Genomic DNA, 26,869 nt, shown 5'->3' on the forward strand with positions numbered 1-26,869 from the left:
GCGGCTGGCCGGGGAACGGATGGCCAAGACATGACAGGCCTGGAACTCCACGTCCCATCGCACGGTCCGGCCTGCCATCGCGATCCTGCCCCCCGCCCTCACCACCGGAGACCCGTTGCACGAATCTGCCCGGACTTGATCGTCCACTGCCCGATCGACGGCCGATTGCGTTCGCGGCACACCTGGTTCCGTTCGGCCGCGGGCGGAGTCTGCCGGGAACCAGCCGGGCCGGCACGGGACGGACCGCGAGGCGGCAAGGGACGGCGAGACGGCGAGACGGCAAGGAACCGCAGGGCGGCGAGTCGGCGGCAGGCGGCCGCAGCACGCGCGTCAGTCCAGGGCGCGCACCGCTGCCAGGACGTCCAGGCCCAGCTCCGGATCGGCGCTCTCGGGCTGGCTGACCGAGAGCCGGGTGACCAGGCCCGCGTACCGCCGGCGGATCTCCCGGGCGACCTCCTCGACCGGCCCGGACACCGCGAAGGTGTCGAACACCTCGTCGTCGACCAGCGCGGCCATCTCCGCCCAGCGCCCGCGCACCGAGTGGGCGTGCAGTTCCTCCTGCAGGCCCTCCCAGCCGTGCTGCGCCAGCACCGGACGGTAGGCGGGCGTGGAGGCGTAGAAGGCGAGCCGCTCGCGGGTCGCGGCCCGGTTGGCCGCCAACTCCTCCTCGGTGCGGCCGGTCGCGGTGAGCACGTTGCCGACGACCTCGAACGGGCGCTGCGTCCACACCGCGCCCTCCGCCTCGGCCCGCGCCCGCTCCTCGGTCAGCCCCGGCAGCACCTGCTCGGTCAGGTACGCGGTGGAGGAGAACGGGTGGCTCAGGAAGCCGTCCGCCACCGCCCCGGCGGTGCGGGTCATCAGCGGTCCGACGCCCGCCAGCAGGATCCGCGGCACGCCGGCCGGGACCGGGTCCGGCGAGAAGACCGGCGTCATCACCGTGTGGGTGTAGAACTCGCCCCGGAAGCGCAGCCGTTCACCGGTCTGCCAGCTGTGCCAGATCGCCCGCACCGCGTGCACGTACTCGCACATCCGGGCGGCCGGACGGTCCCAGGGCATCCCGAAGCGCTTCTCGATGTGCGGCTTGACCTGCGAGCCCAGCCCGATGACGGCCCGTCCGCCGGAGGCCGCGTGCAGCCCCCAGGCCTGGTAGGCCAGGGTCATCGGGGTGCGGGCGAAGGCCACCGCGATGCCGGTGGCGAGTTCGATCGACGTGGTCCGGTCGGCGGCGCGGGCGAGCTGGAGGAACGGGTCGTACGCGGTCTCGGCGACCACCAGCCGGTCCATGCCCCGGCGTTCGGCCCGCTCGGCGGCGGCCAGGATGCCCGCCGGGTGTCCGAAGTCGGTGGCGTCGAGGCGGAAGGTGGCGGGTCGGTCCATGGTGGTGCTCCTGGTCGCGGGCTGCGGTGCTACCCGGGTCAGCCTGCCACGCCCCCGGCGCCCCGTGCTCCCCGCCCCGCCCGCATCCCCGGCCACCGCCCCCGCCCACGCCCCCACCGCCGCCCACGTCGGCCCCGGCCACGGCCCCGGGGTGCCGAGCCGCGACTCGACACCCCGGCGCCCCGATTCGGCCCGGACACTCCTCCGATCGGCCGCCCTCGCGTCGGCGAACGGTGGCAGCATCTCGAACAGCGCCGCCCGCGACGCCCCGCGGGCGGCGCTCCGAGGGAGGAGTGTCCACATGCTCACGCAGCCCGTCGTCCGCACCACCGAGGGGACCGTCCGTGGCTTCCTGGACCGGGGGCTCGCGGTCTTCCGCGGCATCCCGTACGCCCAGCCGCCGGTCGGACCGCTCCGCTTCGCCGCCCCCGCCCCGCCCGAGCCCTGGGACGGCGTCCGCGAGGCCTTCGAGTTCGGCCCCGTCGCGCCGCAGTCCGGTCCGCTGCCCGCGGGCGAACCGTCCACGGGCACCGACTGGCTCACGCTCAACGTCTGCACCCCGCACCCGGACAGCGGGGGGCTGCCGGTGCTGGTCTGGCTCCCGGGCGGCGGCTACATCTCGGGGACGGCCAACGACCCGATGTACGACCCGGTCGAGCTCGCCCGCGCCGGACTGGTCGTGGTGAGCGTCAACTACCGGGTGGGCGCGGAGGGTTTCGCACTGCTGGAGGGGGCCCCGGCCAACCGGGGCTTCCTCGACCAGATCGCGGCGCTGGAGTGGGTGCGGCGCAACGTCGCCGGGTTCGGCGGCGACCCGGACCGGGTGACCGTCGCCGGCCAGTCCGCGGGCGCCGGCTCGATCGCCGCGCTGCTGACCGTGGACGGGGCGCGCGGCCTGTTCCGACGGATCGTCACCCACAGCGTCCCTGGCCGGTTCTGCACCCCGGCGCTGGCGGCCGAGGTCACCGCCGAGCTCGCGAAGCAGCTCGGCACCACCCCGACGGCCGCCGCGCTGGCCGAGGTCGACCCCTGGCGCCTGGCCGCGGCGGTCACCGACCTCGGCACGGCGCTCCCGCAGCACCTCGCCCGCTGGGGGCGGCTCGCGCAGGCCGGCATCGCCACGATCCCGGTGGTCGACGGCGAGGTCCTGCGCGGCACGCCCTGGTCGGCCCTCGACTCCGGACGGACGGACGGCATCGAGCTCCTGGCCGGTCACACCCGCGACGAGTTCCGGCTGTTCAGCGTCCTCAGCGGCCGACACGGCAGCTACACCGAGGAGGAGGCCCGCCTCGCCCTGGAGCTGTACGCCCCGTGGCCGACCGCACCGGACGAGTACCGCGCCGCGTACCCGGGGGCCACCGCCGCGGACCTCCTCGAAACGGTGAGCTCCGACGCGCTGTTCCGGATGCCGTCCCTCCGGCTCGCCGAGGCCAACGCCGCGGCCGGCGGCACCTCGTACCTCTTCGAACTGACCTTCCCCGCCCCTGCGGCGGGCGGCGTGTTCGGCGCCTGCCACGCCCTGGACGTCCCGCTGGCGTTCGGCACCCTGGGCAGCCCCGCGGGACGCCGGCTCCTGGGCGACCCGCCCTCCCCGGAGGCCGTCCGGGTCTCGCAGGAGTTGCAGCGGTCCTGGGTCCGGTTCGCCACCACCGGGGACCCGGGCTGGCCCGCCTTCGAGCCGGACGGGCGACTCACCCGGGTCCTGGACGCCCGCTCGGAGACCGTCCGGTACCCCGAACAGGCCTCCGGCCGGATCTGGGCGGGGCACCCCCTCACCGCCGACGACCTCCGCTGACACGGCCCGCCGTCCGGCGACGCCCCGGCGGACGGCGGTCACCCGGCGACGGGCAGTCGACGGAGGTCACCCGGCGGCGGGCAGTTCACGGGCGGCCACTCCACGGCCGTCAGATGTCGTGCCGCACCACGGCCGCCTCGAACTCCCGGAAGGCGCACTCCTGCTGCCACTCCTGCTCGGCCTTGGGGCTGGCCGCCAGCAGCGCCTCGCACCCCGCGCTCGGGTGGTCGCCGCCGAGCACGTCGGACGCGCACTCCGACACGGGCTCGAAGCGGTCCCGGTCCTGCCAGAGGCTGCGGCCGGGCAGGAAGCCGTACTCCAGCGAGGTGCGGGCCAGGTTCCGCAGGTCCCGGTAGCCCAGCGCGTAGCGGGTGGTGGCCTTCTGGTACTCCTCGGTGATGTCGCCGCGCGAGACCCCGGGGTCGTCGGTGGCCAGGGCGGTCGGCACCCCGTGCCGCCGGTAGAGCGGGAACGGGTGGTCCGGGCCGGAGACCTGGAGGATCTGCTCGTTGCTGGTCAGCGGCACCTCGATCAGGGTGTGCCGCTCGGCCAGGGTGTTCAGCAGCTCGGCGGAGTCGTCCTCGTGCACGACGTCCACGCCGTGGCCGATCCGCTCGGCGTGGCCGGTGAGCACCGCCTCCCGGATGTGGAAGCGCAGGTCCTCGGGCTTGACCAGGCCGGGGACCAACTCGCCGGCGTGCAGGGTGATGTGGGCCTTCGGGTAGAGCGGGTGCAGGAAGTCCAGCATCCGCATCTGCAGGTCGTAGTTCTCCAGCGAGGCCGGGGCGTCCTCCGGCTGGACGAGGTTGACCGCGACGAACCGGTCGTCCTGGCTGGCCAGTTCCATGCCGAGCATCAGCTGGGTGAACACCCGGGCGGGCGTCGAGGTGCGCGCGGCCTGGGAGATGAGCCGGACGGTGACGGAGCAGCCCTTGGCCGGCCGGTCGGTGTCGCAGTTCTGGGTGTCCTCGTACTCCTCGAACATCCGGTCGGCCTCGGCGCGGGCGTCGGCGACGACCTGCGCCATGCCGCCGTCGGCGAGCAGCTTCTCGCGCATCGCCTCGAAGTCGGGGTCGAAGCCGACCTTGGCGGCGAGCGCCGAGCCGCTCACCGAGGCCGGCGTGAGCATGGTCTCCAGGTAGCTCTGCTGCTGGTCCGCCATGCTGTCGGTGACCTCGGCGAGCATCCGGCCGGGGTGGCGCCAGCTGGCCTCGCCGAACTTGCCGAAGGTGGCGAAGAAGTGGTCGTGGCCGGACTCGGCGCCGGGCACGAAGTCCTGCATCGACCAGGCCCTGATCACCTGTCGGCGGAAGTCCGGGTCGGACTCCGCGTCGGCGGCCGGACGGGCGGTCGCCGAACACGGCGCCACCTGTGCCGTGAGGGTCGCGGTGTCGATGCAGAGCCCGTCCTCGGTGGCGAGCCGGATCAGCAGCTCGGTGGAGACGGCTCCGGAGAGGTGGTTGTGCAGGTCGCCGCCCTTGGGCAGCTGGTAGAGGAAGCGCCGCAGCGCCTCCGGGTCGTTGCGGACGCTGTCCAGGTAGGCGTCCACCCGGTGCTCGGCGCCGCCGCCCGCGACCTTGGCGACGGGCAGCGGCGCGGCCTGGGCGGCGGCGGGGAGCAGCGGTGCGATCAGTGCGGCACAGGCGGCGACCGCGGCGACGGTGGTACGGCGTAGCGTGATCATGGCCGTATGCTCGCGGGCGGCCACCGTTCCCGTCGGCGTCTGCGGAGCCTGTCCCGAACACACCACCCGGACGGGCGATCGGTGGGTACGCACGGTACGACGCACACGTACGGCCGACCGCTCATCCGTCCGGGTCGGTCCGGGGCGCCGCTGCTACGCCGAGAGCCGGTCCAGCAGCCCGGCGGCCACCAGGGCGGAGGAGGCCGGGTTCTGACCGGTCACCAGGTTGCGGTCGACGACCGAGTGCGGCGCCCAGGGCTCGCCCTCCTCGAAGTCCGCGCCGAGCGCGACCAGCCGGTCCTGGAGCAGCCAGGGCGCGCGCTCCGCGAGGCCGGCCTGGGTCTCCTCGGCGTTGGTGAAGCCGGTCAGCCGGTACCCGGCGAACGGCGAGCCGCCGTCCTCGGTGCGGGCGGCGAGCAGCGCGGCCGGGCCGTGGCAGACGACGCCGAGCGGTCGGCCGGAGGCCAGCACGGCGGCGAGCAGCCGGCCGGAGTCGGCGTCGACCGCCAGGTCCTCCATCGGGCCGTGGCCGCCGGGGTAGAAGACGGCGTCGTAGTCGGCCGGGTCGACCTCGGCCAGCACGCGCGGCCGGCGGAACTCGTCGATCGCCTCCAGCGCCCCGGTGATCCCCGGGTCGGTCAGGCTGGCCCGGTCGGCGACCGGGACGACCCCGCCCGGGGTGGCGACGGTGACCCGGTGGCCGGCCGCGGTGAAGGCCTGGTACGGGACGACGGCCTCCTCCGCCCAGAAGCCGGTCGGGTGCTTGGTGCCGTCGTTCAGCGTCCAGACGTCCGAGCCGGTCAGGACGAACAGGATGTCGGCCATGGTGGGTGCCTCCAGTGGCTGCGGTGATGCGGTCCCCGCCGCGACGACCCCGCCGCGGCGCTCACGTCGTCGACGCTAGACCGGGCGAGCCCACGGGAACCAATGGGCCACGCGATGCCGGGCATCGGAATTCCGATGGCTCCCACGGGCGGCCCAGCCATCGGGATCCCGTAGGCTCGCGGTATGAGCGATCGGCTGCTGCCGGGCTCCGGCCCGCTGGACCTCAACCAACTGCGGACCTTCCTCGCGGTGCACCGCGCGGGCTCCTTCACCGCGGCCGCGCACCTGCTGGGCCTCTCCCAGTCCACGGTGACCGCGCAGATCCGCGCGCTGGAGCAGCGACTCGGCCGGGAGCTCTTCGAACGCCGGGCTCGCGGGGTCAGCCCGCTGCCGTACGCCGACGACCTCGCCGCCCGCCTGGCGGAGCCGCTGGACCGGCTGGCGGGTGTCGCCGACGGGCGCGGCTCCGGCGTGCCGGAGCCGGTCCACCTGGCCGGGCCGGCGGAGTTCCTGGGCACCGTCCTGCTGGCGGAGCTGGCGCCGCTGGTCGCCGAGGGCGTCCGGCTGCGGGTGACCGGCGGGCTGACCGACCCGCTGCTGGAGGAGCTGCGGGCCGGGCGGCACGATCTGGTGGTCGCCACCCGCCGTCCGCGCGGCCGGACGCTGCTGGCCGAGCCGCTGGCCGACGAGGAGTTCGTGCTGGTCGCCGCCCCGGTGTGGGCCGAGCGGCTGTCCGGCCGGGAGCTGCCCGAGGCCCTGGCGGACGTGCCGCTGCTCAGCTACGCCGAGGACCTGCCGATCGCCCGCCGCTACTGGCGGCACGTCTTCGACCGGCGGCTGCACGCCCGGGCGGCGGTCACCGTGCCGGACCTTCGGGCGGTGCTCGCCGCGGTGACGGCGGGCGCGGGCTGGAGCGTGCTGCCCGGCTACCTCTGCCGGGCCGAACTCGCTTCCGGCGCAATGGTGTTGCTCCACGAGCCGGCCGACCCGCCGATCAACACCGCCTATCTGGTCCGGCGCCCGGCCGGCTCGGCCAACCCGCACGTCGCGCTGGTCCGCGAGCGCCTGCTGGCCGCGGCCCGGGCCTACTGAGCCCCCGGCCGCCCGTCCGTCCGGCCACCCGTCCGGCCTCCCGACCGGCGCCCCGGCCGACGGCGCCACGGCGAACGGCCCTGCGGTGGACGGCGGAGCAGCAGCCCCGCCGCGACGGCGAGCAGCAGGCCGCAGGCGGACCACAACACGATCTCGGTGCGCCCGACGGGTCGCTCGGGGAAGCGGGCATCCGGCGCGACCCGCTGCGGGCCGAACCGGGACGTCAACTCGCCCGCGTCGAGGGTGACCTGCTTGACCGCCGACTCGCCGAACGCCGCGGTGGTGTCGATGTGCACGCTCGACACCGGGTAGGGGAAGCGCTGCCAGAACACCCCCGCCTCGGAGCGGGCGAGGGCCATCGCCTCGTCCCGGTCGTGCTCCTGGCCCGAGTACCGGACGTCCAACCGGTAGCCCGTGGCCGTCCGTTCGCCCACGGTGAAGCAGGCGAAGGACGGGAGGTCGTCCTGCAGCTCCTGCACCCCGGGGAAACCCGGGGCGCACGGCCCGTTCCAGTCCGGGGCGGTGGTGGCAGCCCAGCCGGCCAATGCCGCGACCGCCAGTGCGGTCACCACCGCCGTCCAGGGCGTCCGTCGGGCCGTCGGGCCCCGTCCCCCGAGGGGTGGGGCGGGTCTGTGGTCGCTGCTGTCCATCGGTCCGTCCGTGCAGGATGATCGTCGCCGCCGGGTCGGCGGGGGTACAGCATGCCGGAGCCGCCCGGCGGCCGGTCCGTCGGGGTGCGGTCCGTGCTCTCGGTGCGCCGGACGGGGCACAGCCGGGCATGCCACGCAGGGCGGTCGGCCCGGCGGACCGGCCGCCGCCGCGCTCAGATCGCCAGGTCGCGCCGTTCCAGCAGCCGGAACGCCGCCAGGAGCCCGAGCAGGCCGACGCCGATCAGCAGGCCCAGCGACACCCAGGGCACGCCGCCGTGGCCGAGCACGTCGCCCGGGGCGTAGTAGTGGAACGGGCTGAGGTAGCGCAGCGGCCGGGCCGGGGACCAGGCCAACGCGACGAAGTTCAGCGCGAAGCCGACCGCGCCGAAGGCGACCGCGGCGCCGATCACGTACGCCCGCCGCCGGCTGAGCGCGGACACCGCCAGCACCGGCCCGGTCAGGCTGAAGGCGAGGGCGCAGCCGAGCAGTCCGGCGGTGAACACCGCGCTCTCCGGGACGGCGGCGCGCAGCTTCGGGGAGAACGCGACCCCGAGCGCGATGGTCAGTGTGGCGGCGGCGTTGAGCAGCACCGAGGCGGCGACCATGGCGCCGGCCCGTTCGGCGAGCAGCCGGCGCCGGGAGACCGGGCGGGTCATCAGCAGCTCGATGGTGCCGGACTCGACGTCGGCCGCGACGGCGGCGGCGCCGAGCGAGCCGATCACGGTGAGCTGGAGGGCGATCCAGAACGGGTGGGTGAGCCCGGCGCCGAGCAGGCCCGGGTAGCTGGCGATGGACACGTCGCCGTTGGAGCCGCTGAAGGCCCGGAACGCGCCCGGCGGGTTGCGACGGGCGGCGCCGAACAGGTCGCCGGGCGCGATGGTCCCGGCGATCACCACGATCAGGGTCTCGAAGACGACCATGCCGAACAGCAGCGAGAGCAGCATCCGGCGCCGCCGGTGCAGGGCGAGCCAGACCAGGGGGAGGCGGCGACTGACGGTACCCGGGTTCACGGCTTGTCCTCCGTTTCCGGGCGGTGGCCGTCGCCCGCTGCTGTCGGCCGGTGGTCGTCGCCCGCCGTACCGTGGCCGCGGTCGTCGCCCGCCGTACCGTGGCCGCGGTCGTCCTCCGAGCGGTAGAGGTCGAGGAAGGCCTCGTCCAGGCCGGCCTCCTCCACGGTCAGGTCGGCGACCGGCAGTTCGGCCAGCAGGGTGCGCACGGCCCGGACCACCTCGTCCGGCGGCACCAGCAGTTCGACCCGCCGGCCGTCCCAGCGCGGGGACCACCGCTCGGCGGCGCCCAGCGGCCGGGCGCCCAGGTCGTCGGCGAAGACCAGCCGGACCCTGCGGGCCCGCGCCTGGCGCAGTTCGGCCACCGAGCGGACGGTCACCAGCCGACCGCGGCGCACGATGGCGACCCGCCCGCAGGTGCGCTGCACCTCGGGCAGCACGTGACTGGAGAGCAGGACGGTCCGCCCGGCCGCGGCCTCCTCGGCGAGCAGCTCGTAGAAGGTCTCCTGGACCAGCGGGTCCAGCCCCTCGCTCGGCTCGTCCAGCACCACCACCGGGGGCCGGTGCTGCAGCGCCTGGACGAGGCCGAGCTTCTGCTTCATGCCGCGCGAGTACTCCCCCACTGGGCGCGCGAGGTCGGCGCGGGAGAGCTTCAGCCGCTCGCACAGCTCGTGCCGGCGCGGCACCGGGGCGCCCTGGAGGGCGGCGAGCAGGTCGAGGGTCTGCTGCCCGGTGAGTTCGGGGTAGAGCCGCAGTTCGCCGGGCAGGTAGCCGATCGAGGGGGCGACCCGTCGGTGGTCGGCCACCGGGTCCAGGCCGAGCACGCGCACCTGCCCGTCACTGGGGCCGAGCAGGCCGACCAGGCAGCGCAGGGTGGTGGTCTTCCCGGCGCCGTTGGGGCCGAGCAGGCCGAACACCTCGCCGGCCTCGACCGACACGTCCAGTTGCTCGATGCCGACGGTGTCGCCGTAACGCTTGGTGAGCGACCGCAGTTCGATGACCGGCCCGGTTCCGTTCCCCGGCATGACCCACCTCCAGTGACGGGTGCGTCGGACATCAAAGCGCTCGCGGCGGAGCCTGTCGAGACACCCGGCCGGGGCAACCGGGTGCGGATCGGCCCCGGACCGGCCGACGGGCGCCGCCGGCACGGACGGGCACCGGCACCGGATGGGCGCCGGCACGAGACGGGCAGCGACTCCGGACGGGCTCCTGCTGCGGTCGGACGCCCGTTCCGGGCCGGCCCGCGCCGTTTCACCCCTTGCACACGCCCAGCGGCACCAGGCACGCGACCCTCCGGGCCAGCCCGGCGGCCTCGGTGACGGCGGCCACCGCGTCGACGTCCTTGTAGGCCTCGGGCGTCTCCTCGGCCAGGGCGCGCCACGAGGCGGGGCGCACCGCGATGCCGCGCGCCTCCAGGTCGCTCTTGAGCCGTTCGCCGCGCACCGTGCGCAGCGCCTGGTGCCGGCTGAGCACCCGCCCGGCGCCGTGGCAGGCCGAACGGAAGGCCTCGTTGTCCGGCAGGCCGACCATGACGTACGAGGCGGTGCCCATCGTGCCCGGCACCAGCACGGGCTGCCCGGCGTCGGCGAGGTCGGCGGGCAGGTCGGGGTCGCCGGGCGGCAGCGCGCGGGTGGCGCCCTTGCGGTGGACGCACAGGTTCCGGGGGACGCCGTCCACCTCGTGGGTCTCCAGCTTGGCGAGGTTGTGCGAGACGTCGTAGACCAGCTCCAGCCCGATGCCGAGCGCGGTGGCGAAGGCCCGGCGGGCCGCCTCGGAGAGCAGTTGCCGGTTGGCCCGGCCGTAGTTGGCGGCGGCGGTCATCGCGCCCAGGTAGGCGCGGCCGCGGGGCGAGTCGACGGGGGTGCAGGCGAGTTGGCGGTCCGGGAGGTCGATCGCGTAGCGGTGCAGTTCGCGGTCCATGGCGCGCACGTGGTCGGTGCAGATCTGGTGGCCGAGGCCGCGCGAACCGCAATGGATCATGACGCAGACCTGGCCGGGCCGCAGTCCGAAGGCGGCCGCGGTGTCCTGGTCGTACAACCGGTCGACCGCCTGCACCTCCAGGAAGTGGTTGGCCGAGCCGAGGCTGCCGACCTGCTGCAGCCCGCGCTCGACGGCCCGGGTGCTCACCTCGCCGGGGGCCGCGCCGTCCAGCACCCCGCGGTCCTCGCAGCGCTCCAGGTCGCGCGGCACGCCGTGGCCGTGCTCGACGGCGTACCGGGCGCCGCCGAGCAGCAGGTCGTCCAGCTCCTCCGGTCCGGAGAGCTGCCAGAGGCCGCCCCGGCCGAGGCCGCGCGGGACGGTCTTGTCCAGCAGGTCCATCAGGCGGCGGATCCGCTCGTGGTCGAGCTCGTCCCGGGTGACGCCGGCCGCCAGCAGCCGCACCCCGCAGGAGATGTCGAAGCCGACCCCGCCGGGCGAGACCACCCCGCCCTCGTCGACGTCGGTGGCCGCGACCCCGCCGATCGGGAAGCCGTAGCCCCAGTGCACGTCGGGCATCGCGTAGGAGGCGCGGACGATCCCGGGCAGCGTCGCCACGTTCGCCACCTGCTCCAGCGCCTTGTCGCCGCCGGCCTGCGGCAGCAGCGCCTCGGAGGCGAACACCACCCCGGGCACCCGCATCGGCGGGCGCGGCTCGATCCGCCAGCGGTGGTGGCCGGCCTCGGTCAGTGCGATCTGCATCTCGCTCATCCCGCTCCCGCTTCTGGGACGCTCCGGCACCCCGGTGCTCAGGTGCTCGGGCGCGCCCGCATCGGCTGCTCGGACGCCCTGCCGCTCGGACGTCCTGCCGCTCGGATGCTCAGCCGCTCAGACGTCCACGGTGACCAGGCAGGTCCAGCCGTCCGGCCCGGCGCGCAGGTCGAGGTCGTGCAGCGAAACGGCCTTCGGCACGGCGCCGACCAGCACGGCGGTGGCGGCGTCGGCCATCCGGAAGCGGACCGCCACCGTCCGGGCGCCGTCCAGTCCCTCGATGCGCGCGATCGCCAGCGCGACGGGCAGTTCGCCGTAGGCGTCCATCCGGTAGATGACCTCCTCCAGGACCCCGGCGAGCAGGTCCGCGTCGCTCACCCCGAGGACGGTGCAGGCCCGCTCGCCGACGACCTGCGCGCCGGCCAGGTCGGCGAAGCTGTCCACGACGGCGTGCACCAGCTCGCCGATGCAGCCCTCGGCCGTCGGCGCCCAGGCCTCCACCCGCAGGTCCGCCGTGTGCGGCACGCTCCGGTGACCGCGCCCGGACCGGCCGGCGGGCTCGCGTCCGTCCACGAGCGACGCCTCCCGCACCCGTTGCCGTCCTCCCTCCAGCGTCGTCCCACGGACGGTCCGGCGGCAAGTGCGGCGGTCCCCGGCGGACGGCGGCACCCCCGGGGCCGGGGGTGCCGCCGTCCGCCGGGGGTGGCACCCCCGGGGCCGGGGCCGGGCGCCGGGGCCGCAGGCCAGGACCGGGGGCGCGGAGGACGTCGGGCGGGCGATCCGGGGACGGCCCCTACCGCGGGCCCCCGAACGAGGCGAGGTAGCCGGCGGTCAGCTCGGGGGTGGCCAGCCAGGCGGCGTGGTCGCTCGGCTCGGCGTAGGTGTTGGCGAGTCGGCGGGCGACCTCCTCGTGTGTCGCGGCGGCCGCGAACACGCCCTGCACGTGGTCCGGCACGGTCAGCATCGTGGCCGTGAACCCGACGGTGTGGCGGGCGTGTTGCTGCCAGAAGCGCTCGGCGGTCCGGCACATCCAGTCGGCCGTGAACGGGGCGTCGCCGTGCTCGACGACTGCCCGCCGGTAGGCCTCGGCCGCGCGGGCGGCGCTGTTGGCGCCCTGGCCGGTGATCGGGTCGTTCACCACCACGGCGTCGCCGAGGCCCAGCACGTGCACGGCGTCCACGCCCGAGCCCAGCTCGGCCAGCGCGCGCCGGACCGTCGGGGTGACGGCGCCGAAGAGCCCGGCCCCGGCGTCGGTCGGCTCGGCCTCCGTCCAGAGCTCCGCCTCCCACGGCAGGTACTCGCCCAACAGCGCGCGGATCCGGGCCAGTTGGACGTCGGGCGCCGGGGCGTCGCCGAACGCGTCCAGCGGGCTGCCGGGCAGCGCCTCCCAGAGCAGGATCGCGCACGGGCCGGAGAACGTGAGCGCCGGCTGCAGGTACAGCTCGCCGAGGCCGGGCAGGGCGTGCATCCGCGCGGTCGGAGCAGCGGCCGGGTCGGGCGCGCCGACGCCGTGCGCGTAGAGGCAGGACAGCACCCGTTGCGGCCGGTCGAAGGGCGAGCGGGCGGCGTCGCGGCCGAAGATCCCGGCCAGCTCGCCGCGACCGGCCGCGACCACGGTCAGCTCGTGCCGACGGGCCAGTTCGTGCAGGCCCTCCCGGTCCAGCGAGCGGTACTCGACCCGGGCGCCGCGCTCGGCCAGCAGCTCCAGCCAGTCGGCCAGCTTCAGCCGCTGGTCCACCGACCGGGCGGGCTCGTCGAGCGTCATGGTGAACTCCAGCGCCCGTACGGCGGGCGGCGCCGCCAGCACCGCGTCGACGGAGGAGACGGCCGGCGTCCGGTCCGCCCAGAGGTCCAGCCCGGCGGCCGCCTCCAGTCGCAGCGCCGGTCCGAACATCGCCTGCGTGGACAGCACCCGCCCGCCGCGCACCTGCTCCGGGGTGCGCTCGGCGACCAGCGTCACCTCGTACCCGTCCGCCACCAGCCCGAGCGCGAACTGCAGGCCGGCCTGACCGGCTCCGACGACGGCGATCCGGCGCAACTCGGCCTCCCGGTGGTCCGTTGACGACTCGTCAACCTCGCACAGTAGCCGAGCGGGCGGCTTCGGTCACCCGTACGGACCGGTCCGGCAGGCTCAGCCGCGCAGGTGGGCGACGAGCAGCCGGACGACCTCGGGGGTCCGGTCGGCCAGGTAGAAGTGCCCGCCCGGGAAGACCCGCAGGTCGAAGCCGCCGGTGGTGTGCCGGTCCCACTGCCCGACCTGTTCCGCCGTGGCGTTCGGGTCGCTCTCCCCCACCAGGCCGGTGATCGGCACCGACACGGTCGCGTCCGGGGCGCAGCGGTACGTCTCGATGGCGGTGTAGTCGGCCCGCAGGGCGGGCAGGACCAGCTCCCGCAGGGCGGGGATGTCGAGGATCCGTTCGTCCGTGCCGCCGAGTTCGACGATCCTGGCGAGCAGTTCGTCGTCCGGCAGCTTGTACATCTCGCTGTCCCGGGGCAGTGAGGGCGCGCGGCCGGCCGAGACGAACAGCCGCTCGGGGCCCTTCACGCCGTGGCGCTCGAACCGCCGGGCGGTCTCGAACGCGACGGCCGCGCCCATGCTGTGGCCGAAGAAGACGAGCGGCCGGTCCGTCCAGTCCAGCAGCTCGCGGTACAGCTCCTCGGCGAGCCCCGCCACGGTGCTGATCGGCGGCTCCATGAAGCGGTTCTGCCGGCCGGGGTACTGGACGGCGAGCACGTCGGCGTACGGTGCCAGCGCGTTGGCGTACCCCAGGTAGTAGCTGGCCGAGCCGCCGGCGTGCGGGAAGACCACGACGCGGGCGGGCGCGGAGTCGGACGGGTTGAACCGGCGGAACCACGGGTTGTCGACGGCGGCGCTGCTGGGCATGCGGGGTGGGGCCTCTCTCCGTGACGGAATCTGCCGGCCCCAGTCTGGCAGCGCGCGAGGTGGCTGCGGGTGTTGTGGTGATCACGTGTGCCGGGCGTGGCGGCGCCGACCGACGACGCGGCGGGACACCCGTTCGGTGTCCCGCCGTTCGTCCGGCACGGTGTTCGTCCGGCACGGTGTTCGTCCGGCACGGTGTTCGTCCGGCCCGGGATCAGGCGCCGTCCGGCCCGGGATCAGGCGCCGTCCGGCCCGGGATCAGGCGCCGGTGGGCCGGCCCGGGATCAGGCGCCGTCGGGCCGGCCCGGGATCAGGCGCCGTCGGGCCCGGGATCAGGCGCCGGTGATCTGCCACCACTGCTGGGACTGGAAGTTCTTCGCCCACAGCTGCGCCCGGGCACCGTCCCCGCGCACGTTGGTGTCGCGGTCCACCACGGTGTTCAGGTTGTTGTTGAACCGCTGGTTGTAGATCGCCAGGTCGTTGGCGCGCATGAACCACTTCTGCTGGGTGCTGCCGTTGCACTGCCACAGCTGCATCCGGGTGCCGTTGTTGCCGCCGCCGTTGGTGTCCGCGTCCAGGCACATCCCCCGGAAGCGCACGCTCTCGATGCTGTAGTCGTCCCAGGAGATCCACTCCTGCTGGGTGGTGCCGTTGCAGCCCCAGACCTGCACCTTGGTGCCGTTGCCGCCGGCGTTGGCGTCCGCGTCCAGACACTGGCCCGGGGTGACCTGGTAGAGGCTGTGGATGCGGATGTAGCCGCTGGCGAGCGCGGGCGCCGCCCCGGGCGTGCGCGCGGCGCTCTGCCCGAGCGTCAGGCGGTCGGCCGGTGCGGCGGGAGCGGCGGCCGAGGCGGCGGTGGGCAGCAGCGGCACGGCGAGCGCGGCGGCCGAGGCCAGCACCGCGGCAGTGGTGCGGATACGCATGGTTCCCCCTGATGCATGGGACCGCGACCGGGCCGGTTGCCCGGTGGCGCGGACGAGCGGCACCCAACCTAGGCGGGCGCCGACGGCATCGGAATCCTTTGACCGTACAGGTCAATTGTCGCTTGTAGTAAGGGAGTTGACACCGCAATGGGGTCAAGGTGCCGGACCGGAGCGGCTAGGTCCGGCCGCCAGCGACTCGCCCAGCGGGGAGAGCCGGTAGAGCACCGCCCGGCCGCTGCGGGTGCGCTCCAGCAGCCCGGCCGCCGCCAGTGCCCCGAGGTGGCGGCTGACCGCGCCCAGCGTGACCCCGAGCCGCTGCGCCAGGGCGGTGGTGGTCGTCGGCGTGTCGAGCAGGCCGAGCACGCGGGCGCGGGGCACGCCGATGAGGTCCGCGAGCGCGGCCGACGCCGCCGCCGCGCCGGTGTCCGGCCCCTCGACCCCCTCGGTCCCCTCGGCCATGGTGCCGCGGCCCCGGGCCGGGTAGACCACCACCGGCGCGCCGCCCGACGCGGCCTCGCACAGCGCACGGTCGGCGAACAGCGTGGGCATCAGCACCAGCCCGCGCCCGGCCACCGGCTCCCGCCGGGCCGGCGCGGGCGCCCCGCGCGCGCCGCCGCGGATCCGCAGCGCGCCGTCCGCCCAGGAGACCCCCGGGTCCAGGTCGGCGAAGAGCCCGACCGGGCCGCACTCGGCGAGCCGCCGCCCCCGGTAGGCGAGGTCGGCCTCCAGCACCGTCCGGGCGCGCGGCCACCAGGCGGGCTCCAGGCAGCGCGTCCAGTACTCGCCGAGCGCGGAGACCAGCCGGACGCGCAGCGCGTACGGATCGTCGAGCAGCAGGTCGAGCACCGGCGGCAGCGGGCTCCCGTCGCACGCGTAGGCCGTCCGGAAGCCGGCGGGCAGCCGGTCGGGCGGAACGGCGGCGAGCAGCGGCAACTCGTCCTGGATGCAGGGCCGGCAGCCGCGCGGGCGCGGGGTCAGCACGTCCGGCGCGAAGCCCCTCGGCGTCACCAGGGCGTCCAGCAGTTCGGTGTCCAGGCCCGCGTAGTCGCGCGCCCAGGAGGCCGCCCAGCCGCGTTGCTCGGGGAACCCGCCGGGTCGGCCGCGCAGTCGCAGGCTGCACACCGTCTCGTGCAACGGGGAGTACCCGCACCGGGTGACGGCGAGGTCCTCCACCCCCAGGAGATAGACCATCACCGGATCCACGCTAGGAGGGCACCCTGGGCTTGGGAACACCCGCGCGACCGCCGGTCCTGCCCCGGGAGTCCCCTCCCGTTCCGGCCCGAACCGGTGGCACCATGGCTCCCATGAGCGGGCCCGACACCGAGTGGATCACCATCGCCGCCCACCGGAGCCCGCCCGGCCGTCCCACCCTGCCGGCCGTCGTCCGCGCCTGACTGCGTGACCGGGGCATCGACTGGATGCCGTTCTCCGAGGGCGCCGTGCGCTACGGCCTGACCTGCGGGACCGGCCCGGACGGCCGGCGGCAGTGCCGGGTCGAGGTCCAGGTCGCCGCCGAGGCGCTGCGCCCGCTCGGGCTCCACCCCGAGCAGCCCTCCGCCACCGTCGACGGACCGTCCCCGCCCGGCTGGTGGCACGCGGAGGCGGAGCGCCGCGCCCACCGCTGAGGTCAGCCCGCCCCCGGCACCCCGCCGCCACCACCGTCGCCGGCACCGGCGCCTCCACCGAGGCCGGCGCCGGCGTCATCCAGGCCGAACCGCACCGCCGCCGCCCGGGACCTTGAGACCGCGTCCAGCAGCAGCACGGACGAGGCCTCGGGCGTCGGCATCGGCCCGGCCGACCGCGCCTGCCGGGGGAAGGCGGCCAACAGCCGCTCCAGGCCCCGGTGGTGGCGGGCGAACACCCGGGCGGAGGCGTGCCGGCCGCGGGCCCGCTGGCCGTCCAGCGCGGTGGCCGCGCCGACGTCCAGCAGCACCAGGTGCAGCTCGCGTCCCCGGCGGCCCGCCTCCCGGGCGAGCCAGCGCCGCATCCAGGCGCGGCTGCCGCAGTCGTGCACCAGCAGCGGACCGCCGCGCCGCACCGAGGCGCGCAGCAGCCGGAAGTGCTCCAGACGCGCCCACGGCCGGTACACCGCGTACGGCAGGCCGGCCGGCATCACCGCCTCGCAGGCCTCGTGCACCGTCCGCGGGTCCACCGCGCGCACCGCCGCCCCGGACCACCGGCGCAGCAGCGTGCTCTTCCCGGCGCCCGGCAGGCCCGACACCACCACCACGGCATCGGCCGGGTAGGCCACCACGAAGCCCGCCCCGGCCTCGCCCCGCAGGTCCACCACCCCGCGCGGCACCACGACCGCATCCACTCCGCTGCCCACCGGTCTCCCCGTTCACGTCCGACCGGGAACCCTAACAATCCCGGCCGGCCCGCCCGGCCACCCCCGCGGCACCCGCCGCCGGGCCGGGCCCGGACCCGTGCGGCGCCCGCGCTCCCGGCGCCCGGCTCCCGAGCACCCGGCACCCGACTCCGGCCGGTCGGCGGTGCTCGTGGGGCTCCGGTCGACCGCCGTGCATCTCCGGGGCCGCCGGTCCACTAAGCTGACGCACCCTCAGAAAGGGGGCAGGGCCGTGGCCGAGACGGGGCCGACGTACACCGGGGTGGTACTGGACGGGCTGGCGCGGGATCCGGGGCGGGTGGCGATCCGGTCCGGGGACGGCACCGCGCTCACCGCGCAGGCCTGCCTGGACGCGGTCCACCGCGGCGCCCGGGCGCTGGCACGGGTCGGGCTGGGGCGCGGGGACGGCGTGACGGTGCTGGCCGGGAACCGGCCGGAGGCGCTGTTGGTCCGACTGTCCGCGAACCTGCTGGGCTGCCGGGTGGCCATGCCGTACCCCGACGGGCCGGTCCGGGAGCAGGTGGCGCTGGCCGAGTTCGCCGGGACGTCGGCGCTGGTCTTCGATCCGCTGCGCTGCCGGGCCGCGGCCGACGGGATCGCGCGCGCCGTGCCCGGAGCCCGCCTCCTCACCCTCGGCCCGGCGCCGCTGGGGCTCGGGGAGGACCTGCTGGACCTCGCCGCCGACTGCTCCCCCGCCCCGCTCGAACCCCGGTACCGGCCGGAGGACGTGATGGCGGTGCGCTTCACCGGCGGCACCACCGGCCGGCCGAAGGGCGTGCTGCGCCGCTTCGCCCGGCCGCCGCGCCCACCGCTGCTGTCCGGCTCGACCTTCCTGCTCTGCACGCCGCTCTGCCACGGCGGCGGGACGACGGCGGACCTCGCGCTGGCCGCGGGCGGCACGGTGGTGCTGCAGGACGGGTTCGACGCCGGGTCCGTGCTGGCGGCGGTGGAGCGGTACCGGGTGTCCCGGATGCACCTGCCGCCGCACCTGCTCTACCGGCTGCTGGACCACCCGCTGCTGCCCGTGACCGACACCGGCAGTCTGCGGCGCGTCGGCTACACCGGCTGCCAGCCGTCGCCGCGGCGGCTGGCGGAGGCGACCCGGCGGCTGGGCCGGGTCCTGCACCAGACCTACAGCCTGACGGAGTGCGGGCCGGTCACCCGGCTGAGCCCGGACGAGCACCTGGACCCGCGGCTGCTGTCCACCGCCGGCCGGCCGTACCCGGACACCGGGGTGCGGATCCTGGACGAGGACGGTGCGCCGCTGCCGCCCGGCCGGACCGGGGAGATCTGCGTCCGGACACCGACCGCGATGGTCGGCTACTGGCGCGATCCGGAGTCGACCGCCCGGGTGCTGCGCGAGGGCTGGCTGCACACCGGCGACCTGGGCAGCCTGGACGCGGCCGGCTATCTGACGGTGGCCGGGCGGCGGGATCCGATGGCGATCGTCGAGGGGCACAATGTGTTCCCCCGCGAGGTGGAGGAGCCGCTGCGCGCCCACCCGGACGTCCGGGAGGCGGTGATGTTCACGACCACCGACCCGGACCGGCTGGAGCGCGTCCACGCGGCGGTGGCCCTGGCGGACGGCTCCCGGACGACGGCGGACCAACTGCGGCGCTGGAGCCGGGAGCACGGCGGCACGCGGTGCGCGCCGGACACCGTCCTGCTGCTGCCCGCCATCCCGTTGAACGGTCTCGGGAAGCCGGACCTCGGCCTCCTGCGCACCCTGACGGACACCGCAGCCCGCACCGCGGACGACGCCCGCACGGGCGCCGACGACACCGACCGGGCCGCCGCCACCGCAGGGGCGTGCGAAGGGGCGTGACGCGCCCCGCGAGTGCTCCGAGCGCCCACGCGGGCGACCTCTCGCGCGGCACCCGGCGGGAAAACCGTCCGTGGGCACTCGACCGTGCGGGCCCACCTGCCGATACCTCCCGGGCAACGTTCCCCGCACCGTCCCCGGGAGGCACGACCTTGACCTGGCTCCGCGTCCTGACCGCAGTGGGCATCCTCGCCGTGGCGGCCAGTGCCCTGATCGTCTTCGCCCGGTGCACGGCCGCCCCCCGCGGCGAGCGTGCCGCCCCGGAGGCGCCGTCCGATCTCCGGACGGACGCCGAGGACAGCGGCCTCTTCCGGCGGATGGGCGACGGCTGACGCCACCCACCCGCCGGAGGGCGGTCAGTGCCCCGCGATGTCGTCCGGGCGCACCTCGATGTGGTCGGCCGCGAGGTCGACCGCGACGCGGTGCTCCATGCCCAGCGCCTCCAGGAACTTGACCGGCAGCTGGACCCGTCCGGTGCGGTCCAGCATCACGTACTCGCGCTCGTTGACCGACTCCTCGCCGTGCTCGTCCGTCACGGTGCGGCGCAGCACCTCGCTGCTGGTCCGCCCGTCCCGGATGGCGACCGTGCGGCGTACCTCGCCCGCCACCATCGGGTCGTGGGTGACGATGACGACGGTGGCGCCGAGTTCGCGGTTGACGGTGCGGAAGGCCTCGAAGATCACTCCCGCGGTCTCGGAGTCCAGCTCACCGGTGGGCTCGTCGGCGAGCAGCACCGGCGGGTTGTTGGCCATCGCCACCGCGATCGCCACCCGCTGCTGCTGGCCGCCGGAGAGCTCGGAGGGGCGCCGGCGGGCGAGGTCGCCGATCTCCAGAGCCTCCATCAACTCGGCCACCCGGGCGGCCTGTTGCTTCGATCCGCCGGCACCCGACCGGCGGCCGCGGAGCTGCATGGGCAGGGCGATGTTCTCGGCGGCGGTGAGGAACGGCAGCAGGTTGCGGGCGGTCTGCTGCCAGATGAAGCCGACCACCTCGCGCCGGTAGCGCAGCCGCTCCTTGGCGGACATCTCCAGCAGGTCGCAGCCGGCCACGGTGGCGGTGCCGGCGGTCGGCACGTCCAGGCCGGCGAGGATGGTGAGCAGGGTGGACTTGCCGCTGCCGGAGGCGCCGACCAGGGCGACCAGGTCGCCCTGCCGGATGGTCAGTTCCAGGCCCTGGAGCGCCTGGACCTCGACACCCTCGGTGCTGAAGATCCGGACCAGCCGGTCGCAGACGATGGCCGCGCCCTCGCCGTACGCCTTGGGCGAGGCGGCGGCGAGCGCCCGCTGCCGGAGTTCCTGCAGGCTGGGGGCCGCGACGGCCGTCGGCCCCTGGGGGGTGCTGTTCACCGCTCGTCTCCTGTCTCGACGGTCTGGCTGCTACCGACGGTTCCGCCGGTTCGGACGGTTTCACCGGTTCGGACGGTTTCGCGGGCAAGGCCGGTTTCGCGGGCAAGGCCGGTCCCGCCGGCCCGGACGGTCCCGGCGGTGCGTCGGCCCCCGGGCCCGGGCCGGCTCCTGGCGTTCTCCACTGCCGCGGCCCGCGCCGCGGGTTCCGCCGTCACGCCTGCTCCCCCGCCCGCAGCTCGGTGGCGATCTGGCGCCGGCCGGCGACCAGCGTCTCCAGCACCACCCCGAGGCCGACCAGCAGGGCCAGGCCCGCGGTGGGCAGCAGCACCGGCATCAGCGCAGGGGTGATGACCTCCCCGACCCTGGCGCCGACCAGCGTCGAGATGTCGAAGCCGCCGCCCAGGAGGGCGACCGCCGCCACCGCGACCAGCCCGCCGCCGAGGGCGGCCGCCAGGGTCTGCGGCAGCGCCTCGATGACGATCAGTGCCAGGCCCTGACGGGGCCGCAGGCCCATGGTGCGCAGCCGGGCGAGCACGGCCGTGCGGTCGGGCGCGGCCCGGAACAGCGTGAGCAGGACGGCGAGCAGGGCGTACCCGGCTCCGGCGGCGGCCGCGTACCAGAACAGCCGACCGGCGGCGTGCTGCAGCGGGTCGTCGCCGAGGGCGGCGGCGGTCTCCCGGCTGCTGTGCACGGTGTATCCGGCGGGCAGGCCGTGGGTGGCCTTGCCGCCGGCCGCGGCGTCGTCCGCGATCAGCTTGGCCAGGCCGACCGGCCGGGCCCCGCTGTTGTCCCGCAGGGCCGTCCTGACCCCTTCGGGGTCGACGTCGCCGACGGCGAACCACTGGTTCACCCGCCTGGCGTCCGGCAGTCGCTCCCAGGCGGGGCCGGCCGGAACGACCACGAAGGGCTTTCCGGGGTCCGGCAGCGCGGGGGTGGCGCCGACCGTCGCGGCGACGGTGAGGCGCAGGTCGTTGCCGTTGGGCGTGCGCACCTGGGAGGACCCTTCGGCCAGGCGTTTGGCCAGGTCGCGGCTGACCAGGGCGGGCACCGGGGTGTCCCGGCCGCCGGCCGCCCCGGCCAGCTTCGCCGGGTCGAACTCGCCGGCTCCCAGGGTCCGGGCGATCTCGGCGTACGCCGCCGGATCGACGACCATCACCAGGTAGGCCTCGGTGTAGGTCTGGTCGGCGCCGAGGATGCGGGTCTTGGGCTCGACCCAGACCGCGGTCGAGGCGCGGACGCCCGGCAGGGCGCCGGCGGTCTTGGTGAACTCGTCGGTCAGGCCGGCGTAGCCCGGGAGGGAGACGCCGATGTCCCCGCCCGTGGCGATGCGCGCGGCGCGGGTCCGCACGTGGTCGACGGTGTCGAGCACGGTGGCGCCGAAGCCGGTCGTGGTGACGGCGATCAGCAGGGCGAGCAGCGGCAGCACGGACGGCTTGCGGCGGCCCGAGCTGTCACGGGCGGCGCGGGCCAGCCCGAGGAAGCCGATCAGGCTGCGGCCCCGGCCGGCCAGGGCCGCCAGCCAGCCGACCAGCACCGGTTCGATCCGGGCCAGCAGCAGCCCGCCGGTGACGGCGAGCAGGAGCGGGGCGGCGACCAGCAGCGGATCCACGCCGGCGTCGGCGCCGGTGCCGACGCCCCGGCGCCGGACCTCCGCCACGGCCGCGGCGGTGACCGCCAGGACGGCGAGTTCGCCGACCAGTCGGCGCCGGCCGCCCTCCGCCCGTCGGCGCGCCCACAGCAGGGCCGTGCGGGCCGGGAAGGCGAGCAGCGCGATCAGGGTCGCGACCAGGGCCGTCAGCACCGAGCGGTCCCAGCGGGGGGTGGGCAGCAGCACCAGGGCGAGGGCCGTTCCGAGCACGGCGGCCGGCAGGACGGTGACGGCGCCCTCGCCGATCAGCCGTCGCAGCACCCCGGCGGCGGAACCGCCGCGGGCCCGGAGCAGTCTGATCTCGGCGGTGCGCCGGTCGGTGGTGAGGGCGGCGGCCAGGAACAGCACCACGGTGGCGACGCCCGCCACGCCGGCCGGGCCGATCGCGCTGAGCGGCAGCGCGGCCCGGTAGCGCGCGTCCGCCCGGGTGAGGATTTCCGGCAGGTTGGAGCTGGTGTGCAGGTCGGTGCGCCCGGTCGCGCCGACCAGGGCGGTGGCGTCGCGGCCGGTCAGGAAGGAGCTGATGGCGCTGCGGGTGCGGTCGATCCGGTCGGCGTGCAGCGACGCGGGGTCGACGGGCAGCCGCCAGAAGATCTCGGCGCTCGAACCCCAGTGGGCCATCGCGGGCAGGCTGCCGCCGTCGACGAACCCGCTGGTCGTCCAGTGCTCGTGGTCGGGGTCGGTCCTCAGGCAGGCGCGGACCGAACAGCCGAGGTCGTCCCAGAACGGGTCCAGGGGGTCGTTGGCCTGGTAGAAGCCGACCACCACGGTGGTCCGCTTGACGCCCGAGCCCTCCTCGCCGTTGTCGATGACGTCGCCGAGCTTGATGCGGATCGTCTCGGCGGCCTTCTTGCTGATCACGATCGGCAGCGGGCTGCCGGCGGCGGCGGGGGTCGGCCAGGTGCCGTCGGTGAGGGTGGCCCGGCCCGGCAGATCGTGCAGGTAGAGCAGGCTGAGGTCCGGGAGGTCCCGCTCCGCGATCCGGGCGTACCCCGGGTTGCCCATGGTGCGGAGGCTCAGGGCGCGGGCGCCGTAGGCCTCGCCCGACCGGGCCGGCGTGAGCTCACGGCCGACCGTCTCGACCAGGGTCTGCTGCACCCGGTCGAGCTTTCCCGCGTCGTCGTCGGCGAGGACCTTGGAGGTGGTCTGCAGGCTGCTCTGGACGAGGCCCTTCTGGCGGACGAAGTCCTGGAGCGCCGCGTCCGCGCCGCGGTCCGCGATGCGGGGGAAGGCCGCGGCCAGGAACACGGTGACGAGCGTGAGGGCCGCCATGAGCAGCGCGGCGAGCGGGTTCGCCCGCAGCCTGGTGCGGACCCAGCCGGCGGGGCGGTGGGCGGTGTCGGTGGTGGGCACGCGGGTGCCGGCCTGGGTGGTCACATCTCCTCCACGTGGCGCAGCCGGTTGGCCACGTCTCGACGGCGACGTCCGATGAGGAAGGCCGACAGCAGCGGGGCGACGGCGATCGCCGCCGCGAACAGCAGGGCCTGGCCGACGGGCAGCGTGATCAGCGCCTCGGGCCTCGGACGGCGGGCGGCGGGCGTCAGGACGACGAACGGGACGATCAGGTGGACGAGCAGGGCGCCGAGGGCCAGTCCGACGACCCCGCCGAGTCCGACCAGCAGCGCCTGTTCGGCGGCGACGGTGCGGGTGACCTGCTTGCGCGGCGCGCCCAGGGCGAGCAGCAGCGCGGAGTCCCGGGCGCGCTCGTGGGCGGAGCCGGCCACGGCGGCGACGAAGCCGATCGCGGCGAGCAGGGCGGTGACCAGCGCGATGGCCATCAGCGCGTTCTGCGGGGCGGCGCCCACCGGGTCGCTGAGCATCCCCTCGGAGACCTCGTCGTACAGCCGGACGTCCTGGGAGCCCGGGGCGGCCCGCAGCGCGGCGGCCAGCTCGGCCGGGGCGCGGTCGCCCGGCGCGGCGGCGGGCAGCCACCACTCGGCGCGGCTGGGCAGGCTGCGGCCCTGGGCGGCCAACAGGCGCGCGGTGGTGGCCAGGTCGACGACCAGGGCGTCGGGCCCGGTCGCCGGCACGGCCGGGACCGCCCCGGTGATCCTGACCTGGACGACGGCGCCGGCGATCGGCACCCGGACGACGTCGCCGACCGAGGCGCCGACGAGCTTCAGGTAGTCCCGGGTGGCGACGCCGCTCAGGACGTTCGGCGCCTCCGCTCCCGCGATGCCGACGACGGCCCGCAGGGGGACCTTCTCCGAGGCGTAGCCGATGGTGATCAGCCGCGCGGCGTCGGCCGGTTCGGGCCGTACGGTGACGGGCGGCACGGCTCCGGGCCGCAGGGTCGGTCCGTCGACCACGCCCCCCTTCCAGGAGAGGCCGGCCGGCACCGGGACGTCGGTCGCGGGCCCGTCCGCGCTGTCCGAGACGGCCAGTCGGCCGACGGTCACCTCTCCGACGACCCGGTCGCCGAAGGAGACGGTCGCCCCGACCAGGGTCAGCGGCGCGGCGACGGCGCCCACCGGGGCGTCGACGAGCGCGCTCAGCGGGGCCGAGACGCGCTGCTCACCGCTGGCCGGGAGGTCGACGAACGGGGCCTTGTGGACGTAGCCGAAGCGGTCCCGCAGCAGCAGCGTCACTTCCGGTGGGGACGGGAGCGGCGGGCGCGCGCTGCTGGTGTCGAACACCTGCCGGACGGCCAGGTCGGCGTCGATCCGCAGCGGACGGCCGGGCAGGGGGACGCCGGCCTGCGCGCCGGTCGGCGCGGGCTGGGCGAGCGTGCCGAACACCTTCGCCGGGTCGGCCCCGCCGAGCAGGTCGGCGCGGAACGGGACGCGGCCGGCGAGCGCGGCGGAGTCCACCGCGAGGATCTGGCCGGTGCCGTTCGACAGCGTCTGCTCCTCGCGGTCGACCGGGATCAGCCGGTCGCCGCCGGGCAGTGCGTCGTAGTGGCCGCCCTGGCCCATCAGCGAGGTGCGCGCGGCGGAGACGCGCAGGCCGCCGGCCGTGTCGAAGGAGGCCTGGTCGCGCTGGGAGGCGGTCCAGGTGGCGTGCTGGCCGAGCGCGAGCACTCCGGTGGCCACGGCCATCACCAGCAGCAGCACCGGTCCGGTGGCCCGGGCGGGCTGACGGGCCAGCTGCCAGCCGACCATGGCCGGGCCGAGGCCGTCGCCGCGGGCGGCGACCCGGGCGCCCAGCCGGGCGACCACGGGCAGCAGCCGCAGCACGATCAGGGTGCCCGCGCACAGTGCCAGGGTGGGGGTGGCGACCAGCAGCGGGTCGACGCCGAGGTCGCCGGAGGAGTCGGCGGACAGCCCGCCGCCGTACTGGTCGAGTTGCTGGTAGGCGAGCGCGGCCAGGGCGAGCACCGCGAGGTCACCGCCGTTGCGGGCGATGCCGGAGACCACCGCCTGGCGGCGGCCGGCCCGGCGGCGCAGGGCGGCGCCGGCGCCGCGCAGCAGGCTCGGCACGGTGGCCAGGACGACGCAGCCGACGGCGCAGACCAGGGCCACCGGCCAGAGCGTCCACCGCAGTTGGGTGTCCAGGGCGACCTGGTGGGACCGGCCGAGGCCGGCCAGGACGCGGACCAGGAACGGTGTGAGCACGGGGGCGAGCACCGCGGCGGGGAGGGCGAGCAGCACCGACTCCAGGGCGGTGAAGCCGCCGAGCCGGCTGCCGGAGGCGCCGCGGGCGGCGAGCAGTTCGTTCTCCCGCTCCTGACGCGCCGAGATCAGCCGGACGACCAGCAGCAGGGCCGCCGCGGCGAGCACGGCGAGTTGCAGGGCGCCGATCAGCAGGGTCGATCTGGCGACCATCAGACTGGCCCTCAACTCACCGACCACATCCGGGAGTTCCGTGCTCGCGGCGAGACCGGAGGTCTTCCGCAGATCGTCGGCCAGGAGCTGGGCCCGGCCGCCGATGGCCTCGGCCGCGCCCTGGTCGACACCCGCGAAGTCGGCGTCGAGCAGCCAGCCGCGGCTGCTCTGCGGCAGGCCGCCCGCGGTGAAGGCACTCGGGTCGACCAGCATCGGGCCGTAGGTGGTGAACCCGCCGGTCTGGATCTCGTGACCGCCGACCGGGTCGATGTGCCAGTACGGGGCGAACGGGTCGGCGGCCCGGTAGGTGCCGGTGATCCGGACGGTCAACGGCTTGCCGTCCACCCGGTCGGCGAGCCGGACGTCCGTGGGCAGGGCCTGGGCCGTCAGGCCGAGACGGGCCAACACGGCCTGCGGGACGGCGACCTGCGGAGCGGCGGACTGGACGGGCCCGCCGACGGCCTCGGGCCAGGCGCCGGCGGTGAGCCGCACCCGGGTGCGGTCGAGGTCGGCGAGGACCGTCAGGTCGACCTTGGCCGCGCCGGACTGACCGGCCGTCGCGCTTCCGGCCGGGGCGGCGTCGCCGCCGCCCGGGAGGCCGTAGGAGCGGCTGCGCAGCAGGCTGTCGGTGTGGACGGGCAGCCCGCCGAAGAGCTTCTGCCGGTAGGAGGCGAGCGCCTCCTCGTCCTTCTGCCGTTCTTCGAGGCCGTGTTCGGCGGTCACCACCACGGTGGTCCGGGCATGACCCGGCCCCTGGAGCGTTTGCCGCAGACCCGCCTGACCGACGCCGCTGTTGAAGGTCACCAGGGCGGTCAGCACCGCCGTGGTGATCAGTACCGTCAGCAGGACGGCAGCAGCCAGCGGCAGTCGTCCGCGCAGTCTGCGCACGACGAAGCCGAGCATCGAGTTCCTCCCCCGGATTACGTCCCCGGTAGCGTCGACCGGCCCCGCCCATCGATCCGTTCCGGGCACAAATCGGCCACGGGCGGACACTTCGAGGGCGCACCGGCGCATTGATCA

General features: G+C 75.8%; 21 protein-coding genes. 5 read left to right on the plus strand and 16 right to left on the minus strand.

The window, feature by feature from the left end; translation table 11 throughout:
• Nucleotides 1–330 precede the first annotated feature (330 nt).
• Entirely contained in the window at nt 331–1,377 is a 1,047-nt protein-coding gene (locus tag ACIGG8_RS09145; RefSeq protein ID WP_396546582.1) for a TIGR03617 family F420-dependent LLM class oxidoreductase, read from the minus strand.
• A gap of 301 nt (nt 1,378–1,678) precedes the next feature.
• Between ACIGG8_RS09145 and ACIGG8_RS09150 the strand changes: the two genes are divergently transcribed.
• Nucleotides 1,679–3,172: a carboxylesterase/lipase family protein gene (locus ACIGG8_RS09150; RefSeq protein WP_396546584.1), complete on the plus strand. Its 1,494-nt coding sequence runs from the start codon at nt 1,679–1,681 to the stop codon at nt 3,170–3,172.
• 109 nt (nt 3,173–3,281) lie between these two features.
• Here ACIGG8_RS09150 and ACIGG8_RS09155 read toward each other — a convergent pair whose 3' ends face one another.
• Nucleotides 3,282–4,856 carry an adenosine deaminase gene (locus ACIGG8_RS09155; protein ID WP_396546586.1) on the minus strand — a complete coding sequence of 525 codons (1,575 nt, stop codon included), beginning with the start codon at nt 4,854–4,856 and terminating at the stop codon, nt 3,282–3,284.
• A gap of 153 nt (nt 4,857–5,009) precedes the next feature.
• The gene (locus ACIGG8_RS09160; protein WP_396546588.1) at nt 5,010–5,681 is read right to left on the minus strand and encodes a type 1 glutamine amidotransferase domain-containing protein; all 672 of its coding nucleotides are present in this window, start codon (nt 5,679–5,681) and stop codon (nt 5,010–5,012) included.
• Nucleotides 5,682–5,864: 183 nt separating this feature from the next.
• On the opposite strand from ACIGG8_RS09160, the gene ACIGG8_RS09165 reads away from it, so the two are divergent.
• On the plus strand, nt 5,865–6,773 hold the full coding sequence (locus tag ACIGG8_RS09165) for a LysR family transcriptional regulator (protein ID WP_396546590.1): 909 nt from the start codon (nt 5,865–5,867) through the stop codon (nt 6,771–6,773).
• Here ACIGG8_RS09165 and ACIGG8_RS09170 read toward each other — a convergent pair.
• The 9 genes from ACIGG8_RS09170 to ACIGG8_RS09210 form a co-directional block, all read right to left on the minus strand.
• Nucleotides 6,767–7,342 carry a hypothetical protein gene (locus ACIGG8_RS09170; protein WP_396546591.1) on the minus strand — a complete coding sequence of 192 codons (576 nt, stop codon included), beginning with the start codon at nt 7,340–7,342 and terminating at the stop codon, nt 6,767–6,769. The two genes, ACIGG8_RS09165 and ACIGG8_RS09170, sit on opposite strands and share 7 nt — an antisense overlap.
• Nucleotides 7,343–7,596: 254 nt before the next feature.
• A complete protein-coding gene (locus ACIGG8_RS09175) occupies nt 7,597–8,433 on the minus strand; it encodes an ABC transporter permease subunit (protein WP_396546593.1) in 837 nt (278 codons plus the stop codon).
• A complete protein-coding gene (locus ACIGG8_RS09180) occupies nt 8,430–9,455 on the minus strand; it encodes an ABC transporter ATP-binding protein (RefSeq protein WP_396546595.1) in 1,026 nt (341 codons plus the stop codon). The genes ACIGG8_RS09175 and ACIGG8_RS09180 overlap by 4 nt, the downstream gene beginning before the upstream one ends.
• 226 nt (nt 9,456–9,681) lie before the next feature.
• Nucleotides 9,682–11,118 carry an RtcB family protein gene (locus ACIGG8_RS09185; protein WP_396546596.1) on the minus strand — a complete coding sequence of 479 codons (1,437 nt, stop codon included), beginning with the start codon at nt 11,116–11,118 and terminating at the stop codon, nt 9,682–9,684.
• A 117-nt stretch (nt 11,119–11,235) separates the two neighbouring features.
• On the minus strand, nt 11,236–11,643 hold the full coding sequence (locus tag ACIGG8_RS09190) for an archease (RefSeq protein ID WP_396546597.1): 408 nt from the start codon (nt 11,641–11,643) through the stop codon (nt 11,236–11,238).
• A gap of 268 nt (nt 11,644–11,911) precedes the next feature.
• Nucleotides 11,912–13,156, minus strand: a complete 1,245-nt coding sequence (locus ACIGG8_RS09195) for a styrene monooxygenase/indole monooxygenase family protein (protein ID WP_396546598.1) — start codon at nt 13,154–13,156, stop codon at nt 11,912–11,914.
• Nucleotides 13,157–13,249: 93 nt separating this feature from the next.
• Nucleotides 13,250–14,002, minus strand: coding sequence for an alpha/beta fold hydrolase (locus ACIGG8_RS09200; RefSeq protein WP_350520269.1), 753 nt, complete (start codon nt 14,000–14,002; stop codon nt 13,250–13,252).
• Between the two features lie 329 nt (nt 14,003–14,331).
• Nucleotides 14,332–14,922, minus strand: coding sequence for an RICIN domain-containing protein (locus ACIGG8_RS09205; protein WP_396546600.1), 591 nt, complete (start codon nt 14,920–14,922; stop codon nt 14,332–14,334).
• 153 nt (nt 14,923–15,075) lie between these two features.
• Entirely contained in the window at nt 15,076–16,113 is a 1,038-nt protein-coding gene (locus ACIGG8_RS09210; protein WP_396546760.1) for a helix-turn-helix domain-containing protein, read from the minus strand.
• Between the two features lie 227 nt (nt 16,114–16,340).
• Here ACIGG8_RS09210 and ACIGG8_RS09215 point away from each other — a divergent pair, with 227 nt between their 5' ends.
• Nucleotides 16,341–16,547 carry a hypothetical protein gene (locus ACIGG8_RS09215; RefSeq protein WP_396546602.1) on the plus strand — a complete coding sequence of 69 codons (207 nt, stop codon included), beginning with the start codon at nt 16,341–16,343 and terminating at the stop codon, nt 16,545–16,547.
• Nucleotides 16,548–16,549: 2 nt separating this feature from the next.
• Here the strand turns inward: ACIGG8_RS09215 and ACIGG8_RS09220 are convergent, their stop codons facing one another.
• Complete coding sequence (locus ACIGG8_RS09220) at nt 16,550–17,251, minus strand: AAA family ATPase (protein ID WP_396546604.1); 702 nt, start codon at nt 17,249–17,251, stop codon at nt 16,550–16,552.
• A 250-nt stretch (nt 17,252–17,501) separates the two neighbouring features.
• On the opposite strand from ACIGG8_RS09220, the gene ACIGG8_RS09225 reads away from it, so the two are divergent.
• Both ACIGG8_RS09225 and ACIGG8_RS09230 read left to right on the plus strand, forming a co-directional pair.
• Entirely contained in the window at nt 17,502–19,094 is a 1,593-nt protein-coding gene (locus ACIGG8_RS09225) for an AMP-binding protein (RefSeq protein ID WP_396546606.1), read from the plus strand.
• 149 nt (nt 19,095–19,243) lie between these two features.
• Nucleotides 19,244–19,423 carry a hypothetical protein gene (locus ACIGG8_RS09230; RefSeq protein WP_350520275.1) on the plus strand — a complete coding sequence of 60 codons (180 nt, stop codon included), beginning with the start codon at nt 19,244–19,246 and terminating at the stop codon, nt 19,421–19,423.
• A 24-nt stretch (nt 19,424–19,447) separates the two neighbouring features.
• On the opposite strand, the gene ACIGG8_RS09235 is transcribed toward ACIGG8_RS09230, so the two are convergent.
• From ACIGG8_RS09235 to ACIGG8_RS09245, 3 genes are all read right to left on the minus strand, one after another.
• Nucleotides 19,448–20,437 (minus strand): ABC transporter ATP-binding protein, encoded by a 990-nt coding sequence (locus ACIGG8_RS09235; protein ID WP_396546608.1) that lies wholly within the window; start codon nt 20,435–20,437, stop codon nt 19,448–19,450.
• Between the two features lie 211 nt (nt 20,438–20,648).
• A complete protein-coding gene (locus tag ACIGG8_RS09240; RefSeq protein WP_396546610.1) occupies nt 20,649–23,462 on the minus strand; it encodes a hypothetical protein in 2,814 nt (937 codons plus the stop codon).
• Entirely contained in the window at nt 23,459–26,752 is a 3,294-nt protein-coding gene (locus ACIGG8_RS09245) for an FtsX-like permease family protein (protein WP_396546611.1), read from the minus strand. The genes ACIGG8_RS09240 and ACIGG8_RS09245 overlap by 4 nt, the downstream gene beginning before the upstream one ends.
• Nucleotides 26,753–26,869: the final 117 nt, after the last annotated feature.

The sequence above is a fragment of the Kitasatospora sp. NPDC085464 genome (assembly GCF_044541955.1).
GTDB lineage: Bacteria > Actinomycetota > Actinomycetes > Streptomycetales > Streptomycetaceae > Kitasatospora.

Excerpts from the sequence above, each read along its gene's own strand:
- ACIGG8_RS09145 (WP_396546582.1), bottom strand. The coding sequence starts at position 1,377 with ATGGACCGACCCGCCACCTTCCGCCTCGACGCCACCGACTTCGGACAC.
- ACIGG8_RS09150 (WP_396546584.1), top strand. The coding sequence starts at position 1,679 with ATGCTCACGCAGCCCGTCGTCCGCACCACCGAGGGGACCGTCCGTGGC.
- ACIGG8_RS09155 (WP_396546586.1), bottom strand. The coding sequence starts at position 4,856 with ATGATCACGCTACGCCGTACCACCGTCGCCGCGGTCGCCGCCTGTGCC.
- ACIGG8_RS09160 (WP_396546588.1), bottom strand. The coding sequence starts at position 5,681 with ATGGCCGACATCCTGTTCGTCCTGACCGGCTCGGACGTCTGGACGCTG.
- ACIGG8_RS09165 (WP_396546590.1), top strand. The coding sequence starts at position 5,865 with ATGAGCGATCGGCTGCTGCCGGGCTCCGGCCCGCTGGACCTCAACCAA.
- ACIGG8_RS09180 (WP_396546595.1), bottom strand. The coding sequence starts at position 9,455 with ATGCCGGGGAACGGAACCGGGCCGGTCATCGAACTGCGGTCGCTCACC.
- ACIGG8_RS09185 (WP_396546596.1), bottom strand. The coding sequence starts at position 11,118 with ATGAGCGAGATGCAGATCGCACTGACCGAGGCCGGCCACCACCGCTGG.
- ACIGG8_RS09200 (WP_350520269.1), bottom strand. The coding sequence starts at position 14,002 with ATGCCCAGCAGCGCCGCCGTCGACAACCCGTGGTTCCGCCGGTTCAAC.
- ACIGG8_RS09205 (WP_396546600.1), bottom strand. The coding sequence starts at position 14,922 with ATGCGTATCCGCACCACTGCCGCGGTGCTGGCCTCGGCCGCCGCGCTC.
- ACIGG8_RS09210 (WP_396546760.1), bottom strand. The coding sequence starts at position 16,113 with ATGGTCTATCTCCTGGGGGTGGAGGACCTCGCCGTCACCCGGTGCGGG.
- ACIGG8_RS09215 (WP_396546602.1), top strand. The coding sequence starts at position 16,341 with ATGCCGTTCTCCGAGGGCGCCGTGCGCTACGGCCTGACCTGCGGGACC.
- ACIGG8_RS09245 (WP_396546611.1), bottom strand. The coding sequence starts at position 26,752 with ATGCTCGGCTTCGTCGTGCGCAGACTGCGCGGACGACTGCCGCTGGCT.